The following is a 16,064-nucleotide window of genomic DNA, read 5'->3' as shown; positions in this document are numbered from 1 at the left end:
GCCGTCCGACTCGGCTCCGGCGATCAGCTGCCGGAGCCGAGTGCCCGCTCGATCAGACTGTCGACGTCCAGGGCGTCGATGAACTCGTCGTCGGCCGCCTGCGCCGACTCGGGGCCCTCGTCGGAGGCCGCAACCCCGCCCGCTTCGGCGTCGGCCAGGCCGAGCAACGCTTCGAGGACACCGGCCTCCTTGAACCGTTCGAACGGCACTGAGGCCAGGATCCGCCGTACGTCCTCCTCACGGGTGTCCATGTCGTCCTCGGCCCCGAGTAGTTCCGAGCGCAGGTATTCGACCACCGCCTGCGGGGTCGGATAGTCGAAGATCAGTGTGGCCGGCAGCCTCAGCCCGGTGGCGGTGATCAGGCTGTTGCGGAAGTTGACGGCCGCCAGCGAGTCGAAACCGGCCTCCTGAAACGCCTGGGCCGGACCGACCCCGTCGGCACCACTGTGACCGAGGACCGTGGACGCCTGGCTCCGCACCAGCCGGAGCAGGATCCGGTCCTGTTCGGCCTCCCCGGCCGCGCGCAGCGAGGTCGTCAGCGACGACGCGCTCTCCGTGGAGTCGTCGGAGGGCTGTGCCGCCTCGATCGCCGCCGCGGCCTCCGGCAGGTCGTCGAAGAGCGGGCTGGTGCGGGCCGACGTGAACGGCACGATGAAGGCGCGCCAGTCCATGTCGGCGACGACCACCGATTCCGTGGCGGCCTGGATGGCCTGGTCCAGTGCGGCCATCGCCGTGTCGGGTGTCATCGGGATGACGCCGCGCCGCCGGAGCTGGGCCAGCGTCTCCTCGTCCATCCCCGCGCCGGCTGCGGTCAGCGCACCCCAGGCGATCGCCTGCGCCGGGACGCCGTCCGCTCGAAGACGCCGCACCAGCGCGTCGAGGACCGCGTTCGCCGCGCCGGCGGCTGCTTGACCGCCACCGCCCCAGATGCCGGCGATCGAGGAGAAGACGACGAACGCGTCGAGCGGAAGTTCCGCCGTCAGCTCGCTCAGCCGGACCGCAGTGTCCACCTTGGCCTGGAAGACCTCGGTGACTTCCGCTTCACCGGTCTCGTCGATCGGGCTGGTCAGGGACAGATCGGCAGCGTGGACGACTGCGGTCACCGGGCGGCCCGGAGCGTGAACGAGGCGGGCGAGCGCGTCCCGGTCGGCGTCCGCGCACGACTCGACGACGGTGCCGCTGGCCAGCTTCGCCAGCTCGTCGCGCAGTGACTCGACGCTCTCGCCGGGCTCGCCCGCGCTGGTCGTGACCACCAGTCGCTCCGCGCCTGCCTGCGCCAGCCACAACGAGACGTACCGGCCGAGGCCCTCCGCACCGCCGGTGACCAGGACCGTCCCCCGCGGCCGCCAACGCCGTTCGCTCCCGGTCCCGGCCGGACCGGTGGCCCGCCGCAGGCGCCGGACGTGTACGCCGGATCGCCGGATCGCCACCTGGTCCTCACCGGACGCCCCGCTCAGCACACCGAGCAGGTGCCGGACGGCCCGGCCGTCCGGTTCGGCGGGCAGATCGATCAAACCGCCCCAGCGGTCCAGGCGCTCGAGTGCGGCCGCCCGGCCCAGGCCCCACACCGCCGCCTGGGCCACGTGGGCCGCCCCGGCGGCGGCGTCGCGGACATCGACGCTGACCGCGCCCTGGGTCAGGCACCACAGGGGCGCGGTGGCGCCGGCCGCGGCGAGCGCCTGGATCAGGGTCAGGGTGGCGGTGGTGAGCGCGACCGGGTCCGGCCGGTCGCGCCCGGTCCGGTCAGGGAGTGCCAGCAGGGACAGGATCCCGGTCACCCCGTCGTCGGCCAGGACTCCGCCGAGCCGACGGGTGAGCTCGTCGGTGGACAGGACGGGTTCCACCGCGCAGGGCACCACGTCCAGGCCGTTGGCCCGCAACTGGTCGAGCAAACCCTCGCGCGAGACGTCCGCGGACTCCGGCGTGATGACGAGCCAGCGACCGGCGGGCACACCCAGGGCCTCGCGCTGGGGCGGGACCCAGCCGATCGCGTACCGGAGTTTCGCCGAGACCGACCAGGTCTCGCTTGCCCTCCGCCAGCCGGCGATGGCCGGCAGCACCGCGTCCAAGGCCTCGCTCTGGTCGGCGGACAGCTCGAGCATGGCGGCCAGAGCCGCCGGATCGGCGTCCTCGATCGCGTTCCAGAAGCCGGCATCCGTCGCCTGGCCGCCCGGTCCGTCGTCGTCCGGAGCGGCTTCGGTCAGCCAGAAGTGCTGGCGGTCGAAGGCATAGGTGGGCAACTCGGCCGTGTGCCGGGGCCGGTGCGCCGGCAGTGCCGAGCTCCAGTCGACCGGCACACCGCCGACGAACAGCCGCGCGGCCGCGGCGAGGAAGGATGCCGGACCATCGGCGTCCCGGCGCAGCGTGCCGGAGACGATCGGTCGCCCGGCGCTGCGGGGCCGGGCGCCCGAGTCCGCGTCGTCGATGACGTCGGTCATCGGCTGCACCAGGACCGGATGCGCGCTGACCTCCAGGAAGACTCCGAAACTCTGGGTCAGCAGGCTCGCCACGGCCGGGCCGAAGCCGACCGGCTGCCGCAGGTTCTGATACCAGTAGTCGGCGCCGAGTAAGTCGCCACCGTCGACCCAGCCACCGGTCACCGTGGAGTAGAACGGAATGCGCGGAGGCTGGGTGTCGATCCCGCTCAACGCCGTCGCCAGGACGTCCTCGATGCGCTCGACGTGGCGGGTGTGCGAGGCGTAGTCCACCGGCACCTTGCGGGTCCGTACGCCCTCCCGCGTCAAGGACTCCAGAGCCTCGGCCAACGCCTCCTCGTCGCCGGCGATGACCACCGAGGACGGGCCGTTCACCACGGCCACCTCGAGCCGGCCGGGCCAGGCGGCCAGCCGGCCATTCGCCTCGCCCGCGCCGAGCATCACCGACGCCATGCCGCCCCGGCCGGACAGTGTGGTCGCGATCGCCTGGCTGCGCACCGCGACGACGCGGGCCGCGTCGGCCAGCGACAGGGCGCCGGCGACGCACGCCGCCGCGATCTCCCCCTGGGAATGGCCCACCACCGCGTCGGGCCGCACGCCCACCGACTCCCAGAGCGCGGCCAGGCCGACCATCATCGCGAAGCTCGCCGGCTGGACGACGTCCACACGATCGAGGGTCTGTTCGTCCACCTCGCCGCGCAGGACATCGATCAGCGACCAGTCCACCCAGGGTTCGAGCGCCCGCGCGCACTCGTCGATCCGCGCCCGGAAGACCGCGGAACTGTCCAGCAGCGCGCGCCCCATGCCGGCCCATTGCGATCCCTGGCCCGGGAAGACGAGAACCAGCCGGCCGGGTGCTCCGGAGCCGACCACGCTGCCCGTGGTCAGGTTGGGTGCCACCTCGCCGCGGGCGAGCGCGGCGAGGCCGGTCAGCGCCTCATCTCGCGAGCCGGCCAGCACGACCGCTCGCTCCGGCAACGTCGCCCGGCCGTGCACCAGGGCGTCGGCCATCGCCGGCAGCGCCGGTTCGCCGGTCTGAGCGGGGCTGTCCAAAGACGTCCGCAGCCGGGTGGCCTGCGCGGCGAGTGACCGGACGCTCTTGGCGGACACCACCAGCGGCACGACGTTCGTCGCGAGCCCCTTCAACGGGTCCGAATCCTCGGACGGGGCGGTCGCGGCCTCCTCGGACGGGGCCTGCTCGAGGATCAGGTGCGCGTTGGTTCCGCTGGCGCCGAACGCGGAGACGCCGACCCGTCGGGGCCGACCGGTCTGCGGCCACTCCTGCGGCTCGGTCAGCAGGGCAAGGGTGCCGGCCGACCAGTCCACCTGTCCGGTCGGTTCCTCGACGTTGATGGTCGGCGGCAGCACTCCGTGCCGCAGCGCCTCGACCATCTTGATCACGCCGGCCACGCCGGCGGCCGCCTGGGTGTGCCCGATGTTGGATTTCAAGGACCCGAGCCACAGCGGCTGCTGCGCATCCCGGGCTTTCCCGTACGTGGCGAGCAACGCCCCCGCCTCGATCGGGTCGCCGAGTACCGTGCCGGTCCCGTGGGCTTCCACCGCGTCGACATCGGCCGGACCCAGCCCGGCCGAGGCGAGTGCCCGCCGGATCACCCGTTGCTGCGCCACCCCGTTCGGTGCGGTCAGCCCGTTCGACACACCGTCGGAGTTGACCGCCGACCCGCGAACCGTGGCCAGCACACGATGGCCACGCTGCCGGGCCACCGAGAGCCGCTCCAGGAGCACGACGCCGGCACCCTCCGACCAGCCGGTGCCGTCCGCGGAGGACGAGAACGCCTTGCACCGGCCGTCGGCGGAGAGCCCGCGCTGGCTGGAGAACTCGACGAACGCCTCCGGGCTGGCCATCACCGTGGCCCCGCCGGCCAGCGCCATCGTGCATTCGCCCAGCCGGAGCGCCTGCGCGGCCTGGTGGATCGCCACCAGCGAGGACGAGCACGCGGTGTCCAGGGTCACCGCAGGCCCCTCGAAGCCGAAGACGTACGCGATCCGTCCCGAGGCGACGCTCGGCGACGTGCCGGTCATGACGTATCCCCGGACCTCCTCGGGAATCCGGTTCAGCCGGGTCGCGTAGTCGTGGTGCACGATCCCGGTGAACACACCGACCTCTTCGCCCCGGGCGGACAGCGGGTCGATGCCGGCCCGCTCCATAGCCTCCCAGGACGCCTCCAGGAGCAGCCGTTGCTGCGGGTCCATGGCCAGCGCCTCGCGCGGGGAGATCCCGAACAGCCCGGGGTCGAACTGGGCGGCGTCGTAGAGGAAGCCACCCGACCGGGTGTAGGTGGTCCCGGGGTGCGCGGGATCCGGATGGTAGAGCCCGTCGGTGTCCCAACCCCGGTCGGCGGGGAAGCCGGCGACCGCGTCGCGTCGCTCGATGACCAGCCGCCACAGGTCGTCCGGGCTCTCCACGCCGCCGGGCAGCCGTACGGCCATGCCGATGATCGCGATGGGCTCGTCGGGGTCGGACACGGGCGCCGGAGCCCGATCGGTCACCTCGGCGACCTCGCCGGACATCTCGCCTGCCAGGTGCGCCGCCAGGACCCGCGGCGTCGGATAGTCGAAGACGGCCGTCACCGGCAGGTCGACGCCCGTGAGGTCACGCAGCCGGTTGCGCAGCCGGACGCCGCCCAGCGAATCGAAGCCCAGACTCTTGAACGACTGGTTGTCGTCCATCGCGTCGAGATCGGCCCGCTGGTAGCCCACCACGACCGCCACCGACTCCCGGATCACCTCGAGCGTGATCCGCTCGCGTTCGTCCCGGGACCGGTTCGCCAACCGGGCGGCGACGCTCTTCTGAGCGTCCTCCTGGCCGCCGGCCGGCCCGGCCGTGACCGCGGGGACCGCATCGCCGAGCGGTGCCTGGTCGAGCCAGTACCGCCGGCTCTGGAACGCGTAGGTCGGCAGCTCGGTGGCCAGGGCCGAGGCGGATCCGGCCGGCCGGCCGACGACCGCGGGCCAGTCCAGGGCCACGCCGCGGACGTGCAGTTCACCCAGGGCCGCCACCGTGTCGGCGACTTCCGCGCCGTCCGAGCGCAGCGTCGCGACGCAGGACACCGCCGACGAGTCCAGGCTCTCCGACGCCATCGTGGTGAGCACGCCCCCCGGCCCGAGCTCCAGGAAGGTCGTCACGCCCTGATCGCGCAGCGAGGTGACCGCGTCCCCGAACCGGACCGTGGCCCGCACCTGCTCGACCCAGTAGTCGGCGGTGGCGAACCGCTGTCCGGCGTCCGGCCGGCCGGTGACCGTGGACACGACGGGCACCCGGCCCGGCCGGTAGGTCAGCGACTCGGCGACCTCCCGGAACCCGGCGAGCATCGGCCGCATCAGCGGCGAGTGGAAGGCATGACTCACCGGCAGCCGGCGGGTCTTGTGGCCGAGCTGGGCGAGATCACTCGCCACCCACAGCACGGCCACCTCGTCACCGGACAGCACCAGCGACCGGGCGCTGTTGACCGCCGCGACGCCGACGACGCCGGGTGCCTCCACCAGCGACGGTGTCACCTCGGCCTCGCTCGCCTGGACGGCGACCATGGCTCCGCCGGTAGGCAGCGCCTGCATCAGCCGGGCCCGCGCGGCGACCAGCTTCCCCGCGTCGGCCAGGTCGAGCACCCCGCTGACGTGCGCGGCGGTGATCTCCCCGATGGAGTGGCCAGCGACCAGGTCCGGGCGCAGTCTCCACGACTCGTAGAGCCGGTACAGGGCGGTTTCCAGGGCGAACAGGCCGGCCTGGGTGTAGATCGTCTGATCGATCAGCCGGCCGTCCTCCGCGCCCGGGGCGGCGAAGACGACGTCGGACAGCGGCGCCGTGACATGACCGGCCCAGTGCTTCTCGACAGCCCGGCAGGCGTCGGTGAACGCCTCGGCGAAGACCGGGAAGGCAGCCGCGAGGTCCCGGCCCATGCCGGGCCACTGACTGCCCTGCCCGGTGAACAGGACAGCCAGCTTGCCGTCGACCGGGGCGCCACCGATGGCCGGCGCGGAACCCTCGGCCAGACCGCGCAGGTCGCCGATCAGCTCGTCGCGATGCCGGACCACCAGGACCGCCCGCCGGTCGAGCTGTGCCCGGCCGGTGGCCAGCGCGAGGGCGATGTCGGCGGGCTCCAACTCCGGCCGCGATGCCACGAAGTCCGCCAGCCGGCCGGCCTGGGCCCGCAGCGCGGCGGGGGTGCGACCGGAGACCGGAACCGGCACGCAGAGGTGGTCCGAGGGCCGATCCAGGGCGGGGTCCTCGGTCATCTCGTCGGCGCCGTGCCTGGTGGTCTCCTCGCCGGCCTCCTCCAGGATGACGTGAGCGTTGGTCCCGCCGATGCCGAACGACGACACACCGGCCCGGCGCGGCCGTCCGGCAAGGGGCCAGTCGCGGCGTTCGGTGAGCAGCCGGACCGCGCCCGCCGACCAGTCCACGTGCGTCGACGGCCGGTCGATGTGCAGCGTCCTCGGCAGGACGCCGTGCCGCATCGCCAGCACCATCTTGATCACGCCCGCGACGCCGGCCGCAGCCTGGGTGTGGCCGATGTTCGACTTCACCGACCCGAGCCAGAGCGGTCGGTCGGCCGGCCGGTCCCGGCCGTAGGTCTCCAGCAGCGCCTGCGCCTCGATCGGGTCGCCGAGCGTGGTCCCGGTGCCGTGCCCCTCGACGGCGTCGACCTCGTCGCCCCGCAGTCCGGCCGCGGCGAGCGCCTTGCGGATCACGCGCTGCTGCGACGGGCCGTTCGGCGCGGTGAGGCCGTTGGAGGCGCCGTCGGAGTTCACCGCCGTCCCGCTGACCAGGGCCAGCACCCGGTGGCCCCGCGCACGGGCCTGGGACAGCGGCTCGACCAGAAGCAGCCCGACCCCCTCCGACCAGCCGGTGCCGTCGGCCGCGTCGGCGAACGCCTTGCAGCGGCCGTCGGGGGCGAGCCCCCGCTGCCGCGAGAACTCGACGAAGGTCTCCACGGTGCCCATCACCATCACGCCGCCCGCCAGCGCCATCGAGCACTCGCCGTTCCGGATGGCCTGCACGGCCAGGTGCAGGCTCACCAGCGAGGACGAGCAGGCGGTGTCCACGGTGATCGCCGGGCCCTCCAGGCCCAGGTGGTAGGCCACCCGTCCGGAGACGACGCTGCCCGAGCCGCCGGTCAGGCGGAAGCCCTCCACACCGGACGCGTGGTGCGTGCGCACGGTCCAGTCGTGGCTGTTGACCCCGACGAACACGCCGACGTCCTGGGCGGCCAGGCTGTGCGGGTCGATGCCGGCCCGTTCGAGCAGCTCCCACGAGGTCTCCATGACCAGTCTCTGCTGCGGGTCCATCGCCAGTGCCTCCTGCGGCGAGATGCCGAAGAAGGCGGCGTCGAACGCGCCGGGGTCGTCGAGGAAGGCGCCGTGGCGGACGTAGGTGGTGCCGGGGTGGTCCGGGTCGGGATCGAACAGCCGGTCGGTGTCCCAGCCGCGGTCGGTGGGGAACTTGGTGACCGCGTCGGTCTCCGCGGCGAGGATCCGCCACAGGTCCTCGGGGCTGCGTACGCCGCCGGGGAACCGGCAGGCCATCGCGACGATGGCGATCGGCTCCTTGGCGATCGCCCTCGGCTCCTCGGTGGCGGGCCGGGCCTGGGCCTGCGCGTCGTCGAGGAGCTTGGCCTGCAGGTGGGCCGCCAGCGACCGCGGCCGCGGGTAGTCGAAGATCATCGCGGGGGACAGGGTCAGCCCGGTCGCGGCAGCGAGCCGGTTGCGCAGTTCGAGCGCGGTGAGCGAGTCGAAGCCCGAGTCCTTGAACGTCCGGTCGAGCCGGATCGCGTCGGTGCTCGCATGGCCGAGGACGAGGGAGGACTGCCGGCGGATCAGGTCGACCAGGGCGTCGAGCTGCTCCGCCGGGGGCAGCGCGCTGATCCGGCCGGACGAGGAGGCCGGCGCCGCCGGAACCGGCCGCACGGTCGCACCGGCCGGGGTGACCGGCCGCCCGGCCGGTACCAGACCGCGCAGCACGGACGGCACCCGCGAGCCATTGGCCGCCTGGAGTGCGGCCGGGTCGAACCCGGCCGCGACCACGGCCGCGCCGGCGTCGTCGCCGGCCCGCAGGGCCTGGTCGAACAACGCCATCCCGTCGCCGTCGGACAGGCCGATCATGCCGACGTCCCGGTTCCGCCGGTGGTCGGCGTGGCTGAGGTGGCGGGTCAGGCCGCTGGCCCGATCCCAGTAACCCCAGGCGATCGAGACCGCCGCCAGGCCGGCGTGCCGCCGTTCCCGCGCCACGGCGTCCAGTGCCGCGTTGGCCGCGGCGTAGTTGCCCTGCCCCGGGTTGCCGAGCACACCCGCGGCCGAGGAGTAGAGGACGAAGGCGGCGAGATCGAGGTCGCGGGTGAGGTCGTCCAGGTGACGGGCCGCGTCCACCTTCGCCCCGAACACGGCGTCGACGCGGTGCGGGTCGAGCTCGGTGATCACCGCGTCGTCCAGTACCCCGGCGGTGTGCACGACCGCAGTCAGCGGGTGTTCCGCTCCGACCGTGGCCAGCAGCGCCGCCACCTGCTCTCGGTCCGCCACATCGGCGGCCACGAGCCGGACGGTCGCGCCGAGCCCGGCCAGTTCGTCGTGCAGCGCCGCGGCGCCGTCGGCCTCGGGGCCGCGACGGCCGGCCAGGATCAGCCGGCGGACACCGTGCTCGGCGACGAGGTGCCGCGCGGTCACCGCCGCGAGCGTTCCGGTGCCACCGGTGATCAGCACAGTGCCGCCGGGGTCGAGTGGCCGGGACGCGGGTGAAGGCGCGACCGGCCGCAGCCGCGCCAACCGGGGCACGAGCAACCGGCTGTCCCGGAGCCTCAGCTGTGGTTCACCGCTCCGCACGGCCGCGATGACGGAGGCGGTCGCCCGGGCCGCCTGGTCGGCGGCCACCAGCACGAGCCGGCCCGGGTGCTCCGACTGGGCGGACCGGACCAGCCCCCAGACGGCGCTGGTGGCGATCCCGGCGTCGTCCTGCGTGACGATCACGAGCCGGGCGTCGTCCTCGCCCGGCCGGGCGAGGAACGCCTGGATCAGCTCGAGCACCTCGACGACCGCCGCGCGCGGGTCGCCGTCCGAGACGTCGGCCTCGTGGATCAGCAGGGTCGCCGGCGCGTCGGCGATCCCGGCGGCATCGGTCACGTAATGGGCGGCGAGGCCGGGCGTCGAGGTGTCCCGGGGCATCGGATGGTCGACCCAGTCCAGGCGGAAGAGGTCCGCGGTGGACGCGCGCTGCCCGGCGACCAGCTCGGCCACCGCCAGCACCGGCTGCCCGGCCGGATCGGCCAGCTCGACGCGGAAGGCCAGTCCGTCCCCGGCGGACGTGGACCGGACGCCGACAGTGTCGGCCCCGGACGTCAGGAGCCGGACGCCTCGCCAGGTCTTCGGCCGCTGATCGGGGGAGAGGACGGTCCGGACCGCCGCGTCGAGCAGTGCCGGGTGGATGCCGTAGCGCTGCGCGTCCGGCCGCTCGGCGTCGTCGAGAGCGACCTCGGCGGCGGGGACACCGGCGGCCTCGGCGGCGGATCGGGCCGCCGGTGCCACGGTGCCGGTGGCGTGCGGCGTCCACTCCTCGGCGGTGCCCGCGCCGGACGGACCCGAGTAGACCGTCAGCGACCGCCGGTGGGCAGCGTCCGGCTGCCCCACGAGGATCCGTACGTCGAGGCTGCCGTGGCGGGGCAGCACGACGGCCCGGTCGATGGTCAGCTCCTCGACGACCGGGGCGCCGGCCAGGTCACCCGCCCACAGCGCCAGCTCGACGAGGGCCGCCTCGGGTACCTCGACCGCGCTCTCGTCGCCGCTCGACCAGGGCAGGAGCGACGCGGACCACCGCCCGGTCGCGATCAGGCCACCGGAATCGGGCAGCCGGACGAGCGCGCCGAGCAGCGGGTGCCCGGCGTCGTCCAGGCCCAGGCCGGACGCACCGGCGGCCGCCACCGGACGTCGCCAGAACCGCCGCCGCTCGAACGGGTAGGTCGGCAGGTCGATCCACGCGGCCAGGCCGGCGGCCGGGAGCAGGCCGCGCCAGTCCACCGGGACGCCGCGGACGAACAGCTCGGCCATCGAGCGCGCCAGGCGGCCGATGCCGCCGTCGTCCCGGCGCAGCGAACCGGCGACGACCGCTTCCGAGCCCGCCTCGTGGACGGCCTCGGCGACCGGCTGGACGAGCACCGGGTGGGGGCTGACCTCGACGAACGCGCCGAAGCCCTGCTCCAGGAGGCGGTCGATCGTCGGACCGAACCGGACCTGGTGCCGTAGGTTGCGGTACCAGTAGTCGCCGTCCAGCGCACCGTCGGCCCGGCCCGCGGTCACGGTCGAGTGGAAGGGCACCGCGGGCTCGGCGGGCGACAGGCCTGCCAGCGCCACCGCCAGGCGCTCCCGGACGGCCTCGACCTGGTCGCTGTGCGATGCGTAGTCGACTGCCACCCGCCGTACGTCGACACCGGACTCGGCCAGTTCGCGCAATGCCTCGGTCAGGGCCTGCGGGTCACCGGAGAGCACCACCGAGGACGGGCCGTTGACTGCGGCGACCTGCACCCGGCCGTCCCACTTCGCCAGCCGCGCCGTCGCGTCGGAGGCGTCGAGGCGTACCGAGGCCATGCCGCCTCGGCCGGACAGGGTCTCGGCGATCATCTGGCTCCGGACCACGACGACCCGCATGGCGTCATGTAGCGACAGCGCCCCGGCGACGTAGGCCGCGGCGATCTCGCCCTGCGAGTGGCCCACCACCGCGTCGGGCCGCACCCCGGCCGACGCCCACAGCGCGGCCAGTCCGGCCATCATCGCGAAGCTCGCCACCTGGATGACGTCGACGCGTTCGAGCAGTTCCTGGTCGGCCTCGCCGCGCAGCACGTCGATCAGCGACCAGTCCGCCCACTCGGTCAGCAGCCGGGCGCACTCCTGGACGACCTCGGCGAACGCGGGGGAGGTGTCGAGCAGCTCACGGCCCATCCCGGCCCACTGCGCGCCCTGCCCCGGGAAGATCAGCACGACGCCGGACGACGCGTCGGGGGTGGCGCTGTCGCGCACGACGAGGGGACTGGCCTCGTCACGGGCCAGTGCGCGCAGGCCCGCCAGCGCCTCGTCCCGGGAGCCGGCCAGCACGACCGCGCGCTCGTCCATGGTCATCCGCCGGGAGGCCAGCGCCACGGCGACGTTGACCCACGACGACTCGTCGGCGGTCTGGATCAGCGAGACCAGCCGGTCCGCCAGCCGGTTGAGCGCCCGCGCTCCGCGGGCGGACAGGATCAGGGGCACGATCCGGGGCGCCGGCGGCGCCGGCTGCCGGACGGCCGGCTGCCGGGGTGCTTCCTCCAGAATCACGTGGGCGTTCGTTCCGCTCAGGCCGAAGCTGGAGATTCCCGCGCGACGAGGACGACCACGGTGCGGCCAGGGCCGGTTTTCCGTCAGCAGCGCGACCGCGCCGGACGACCAGTCGACGCGCGATGTCGGCTCGTCCACGTTGAGCGTCGCCGGCAGCACACCGTACCGAAGCGCCTGGACCATTTTGATCACGCCGGCGACGCCGGCTGCGGCCTGGGTGTGGCCGATGTTCGATTTGAGTGAGCCGAGCCACAGGGGCTGGTCGGCGTCCCGGTCCCGGCCGTAGGTGGCCAGCAACGCCTCGGCCTCGATCGGGTCGCCCAGAACGGTCCCGGTCCCGTGCCCCTCCACCACGTCAACGTCCGCAGGACCCAGACCGGCCGATGTCAGTGCCTGCCGGATGACCCGTTGCTGCGCCTCACCACTCGGTGCGGTGAGGCCGTTCGACGCGCCGTCGGAGTTCACCGAGGAGCCGCGCAGCACGGCCAGGATCCGGTGCCCGTTGCGGCGAGCATCGCCGAGGCGTTCCAGGACCAGCACCCCGGCGCCCTCCGCCCACGCGGTGCCGTCGGCGGCCGAGGCGTAGGACTTGCACCGGCCGTCAGCGGCCAGTGCCCGCTGCCGCGAGAACTCAACGAACGACTGAGGGGTGGCCATCACCGTGGCCCCACCGGCCAGGGCCAGCGAGCACTCGCCGCGGCGCAGCGCGTGGGCAGCCAGGTGCAGCGCGACCAGCGACGACGAGCACGCCGTGTCCACGGTGATCGCCGGTCCCTGCAAGCCGAGCAGGTAGGAGATCCGGCCCGACGCGACGCTGCCTGCGGTTCCGGTCGTCTGGAAGGCTTCGAGCTCCTCGGGCACCGGACCGCTGGTGCCGTAGCCCTGCTCCATCAGGCCGGCGAAGACCCCGGCGTCGGCGCCCCGCAACGACGAGGCGTCGATGCCCGCATGCTCCAGCGCCTCCCACGAGGTCTCCAGCAGCACCCGCTGCTGGGGGTCCATGGCGATCGCTTCGCGCGGGGAGATGCCGAAGAAGTCGGCGTCGAACTCCGCCGCGCCGTCGAGGAACCCGCCGCGGTCGACATACGAGGTCCGGGCGCGGCCCGGGTCGGCGTCGAACAGTCGCTCGAGGTCCCAGCCACGGTCGGCCGGGAAGGGCCCGGACGCCTCCCGACCCTCGCTGACCAGATCCCACACGTCGTCAGGTCCGGTGATTCCACCCGGCAGCCGGCAGGCCATCCCGATGATCGCGATCGGCTCGTCGGTCCCGGACGGCGTGCCGACGGCGGTGTCGGTGGCCGTGTCGGTGGCCGTGTCGTCGACCAGTTCGGTGTGCAGGAACGCGGCCAGCGCGCGCGGCGTCGGATGGTCGAACGCCGCTCCGGTCGGCAGCTTCAGACCGGTCCTGGCCATCAGCCGCGTACGCAGTTCGACGATCGCGGCCGAGGTGCATCCGAGATCCCGGAAGGTTCGGTCGGCCGGGACGCCGGGGGTGCCGGGCCGGTTGAGCGTCGCCGCGGTCTCGTCGCGGACCAGGGCCTGGAGCAGCGCGCGTTGCGCGTGCCGGTCCAGGCGGCTCAGTTCCGCCCGGAGGGCGGACGTCGTGTCGTCGAGGCCGTCATGGACGAGCGGCTCCGGGAAGATGTCACGCAGCGGAGCGGGCACGCCCGCCCCCGGCTCCGGCCGGCGCGGACGCAGGGCGAACAGCGGCGCCGGATCCGAGGTGGAAAGGAGCGTGTCGACCGCGAACAGCCCGTCACGCACCCATGGCGCACCCGGAGTGTCCCCGGCCGGTTCGCACCAGGTCAGCACCGCGCCGGCCAGCCCGCGCCGACGGCGATCGTGGACCACGGCGTCCACCATGGCCGCCGAGACCACCCGGCCGGCGTCCGCCGTCTTGATGACCTCGTACGGGTCGGCGATCGCGATGAACGAGGTCCGATCGGAGTCCGCGGCGGTGCTCAGCTTCCGGGCCAGCTCCGAGTCGCCGTCGGCGAGGATCACTGCGGCGGCGGAACCCGGTGTGATCGTGGACTCCCACTCAGTAGCGGCGGCGTCCCCGCTGGCGATCAGCAGCAGTCGCTCGTTCGGGTAAACGGAGGCCAGGTGGCGTGCCACCGCGGCGCCGCGCACGGTGTCCGCGCCCGTCAGCACTACGACACCGTCGGCGCCTGACCACGAATCTCGCATCGAACGGTCCGGGACCGCCTGGCGGGTCAGCCGGGCCACCAAGAGCGCGCCGGACCGCAGCACCCAGCGCGGCTCGTCGCGCAGGATCGCGTAGGGCACGGCGTCGATCGGCGTTTCGTCGTCCAGGTCGACCAGGATTGCTCGGCTCCCCAGAACCCGGCCCGTCGCGGCTGCCAACATGGCCTGAGCCGGATCGGCCGGCTCATCCTCGGCCGACACCGTCACCGCCTGCCGGGTCAGGAGGACCAGCTGCCCCGATCCGACCCGAGCGGCCCACGCCGTCACCTCTTCGACCAGTTGCCGGGTCTCGGCGCATCGCTCCGCCCAGGTGCCCGACGTTTCGGGCGCGAGCAGCACCGTCATCTCGGCGGCGTCGGCCGTGGCCAGATCGGCGTAACAGGAGGACGATTCCACGGCCGCGGCGAGACCGGCCGCGGCCGAGCCCACGAACGCCCAGGTCGTCGGCGCAGGGCTGGCGGTGCCGTGAGACGGCGCGGGCACCCATTCCAGACGCAGGACTCCGTCGTGCATCCCGCTTGCCGTGTACCGCAGCACGGCGGGCTGATCGGCCAGCCGGCGGCGCTGGATCTTCCCCGACGCGGTCCGCGGGACGCTGACCACCTCGTAGACCTCTTCGGGAACCTTGAACGTGGACAGCTCCCGGCGGCACCGTTCGATCACGGAACCCACCTCGACACCCGACGGATCCGTGACCACATAGGCGACGGGCACCTCGCCCAGCACCTCGTGCGGCCGGCCGGCCACGCCGACGTCGGCAATCCCCGGAGCGACGCGAAGGACCGCCTCGATCTCCTCCGGATGGACGTTCTCGCCGCCCCTGATGATCAGATCGCTGATCCGGCCACAGATGGTGAAATAGCCGGCGGCGTCCCGGCGGGCGAGGTCACCCGTGCGATACCAGCCGTCCCGGAACGCCGCTGCGGTCGCCTCCGGTTTGTTGTGGTAGCCGGACGTCACGTTCGGTCCGCGCACCCATACCTCGCCCTCGACGCCGACCGGCACGTCGCGGCCGGTCTCCGGGTCGACGATCCGGACGTCCACACCGGGCACCGGAAGCCCGCACGACCCGTCGACGCGGACGCCTCCCGGCGGGTTCATGGTGATCGCGCCGCACGTCTCGGTGCTGCCGTACGCGTCGACCAGCGGCACCCCGAATTCCTCGCGGAACGACCGGCACAGCTCGGGACCGGCGACCGCGCCCCCGACCAGCCCGATCCGTAGCTCCGGCAGGGCGATCCGGCGCTGCCGCCGCGCCTCCAGGAGATAGTGATAGGTGGCCGGCACACCCGCCACAAAGGTGGCCCGGGTTTCCCGAGCGGCCTCCAGGAACTCGTCCCCGGAAGGGCTGTCCATGATCCGGGCGGTCGCGCCGACCACGGTCACCGCCAGCACGCACGCGATATGGGAAAGGCTGTGGAACAAAGGCAGCGGCCACAGCACGCGATCGTCCGCCGACAACCCCGGGATCGGAACGTAGCTCGCCGCGACCGAGTACAAGCAGTTGCGCTGGCTGGAGAGCACTCCCTTCGGTTCTGCGGTGGTCCCGGAGGTGTAAAAGATCCACGCCGTCTCATCCAGACCCAGGTCGTCTGGTGCGGCTATCGCCGGTTCGCTCGCGGCGAGCTTCTGGTAGGCGTGGACCGACGTGTGCGCCGGTGCGTCGCCGGTCACCAACAGGCGCGCGTCGGGGGCCAGGGCCGGCGAGCGCAGGAAGCCCGCCACGTGTACGGGGTCGGTGATGACGACGGCCGCCGCGCTCTCGGCCAGGAGATAGTCCAGTTCGGAGTCGGTGGACGCGGGGTTGACCGGTACCCCGACCGCGCCCGCACGAAGGGTGGCGAGGTAGCTCTCGAGCGTCTCCACGCTGTTGCGTAGGCAGATCATCACCCGGTCGCCACGCCGCACACCGAGGCCCATCAGATGTCCGGCCAGCCGCCGGGTCCGCGCCTCCAGATCGCCGTACGTGACCGCCCGCTTGTCGTCCTGGAAGGCCACCTTCTCGCCGAAGCTGTCCGCGTGCTCCCGCAACACCAGGGGGAGGGCTCTGATCAGTTCGGCGCGCACGAATCACACGTCCTCTCGTAGAGCGGACCCGGTCGGGCACCG

Annotated in this window: 1 protein-coding gene; it reads right to left on the bottom strand. The window is 73.5% G+C overall.

The features are described 5' to 3' along the window. Positions 1–23 precede the first annotated feature (23 nt). Positions 24–16,022, bottom strand: a complete 15,999-nt coding sequence (locus OG617_RS00795; RefSeq protein WP_405097788.1) for a type I polyketide synthase — start codon at positions 16,020–16,022, stop codon at positions 24–26. Positions 16,023–16,064 lie beyond the last annotated feature (42 nt).

It is taken from the genome of Micromonospora sp. NBC_01412 (assembly GCF_045040215.1).
Lineage (GTDB): Bacteria > Actinomycetota > Actinomycetes > Mycobacteriales > Micromonosporaceae > Micromonospora > Micromonospora rubida.
The sequence above is the reverse complement of the archived record's forward strand: the minus strand, read 5'-3'. Positions and strand labels throughout refer to the sequence as shown.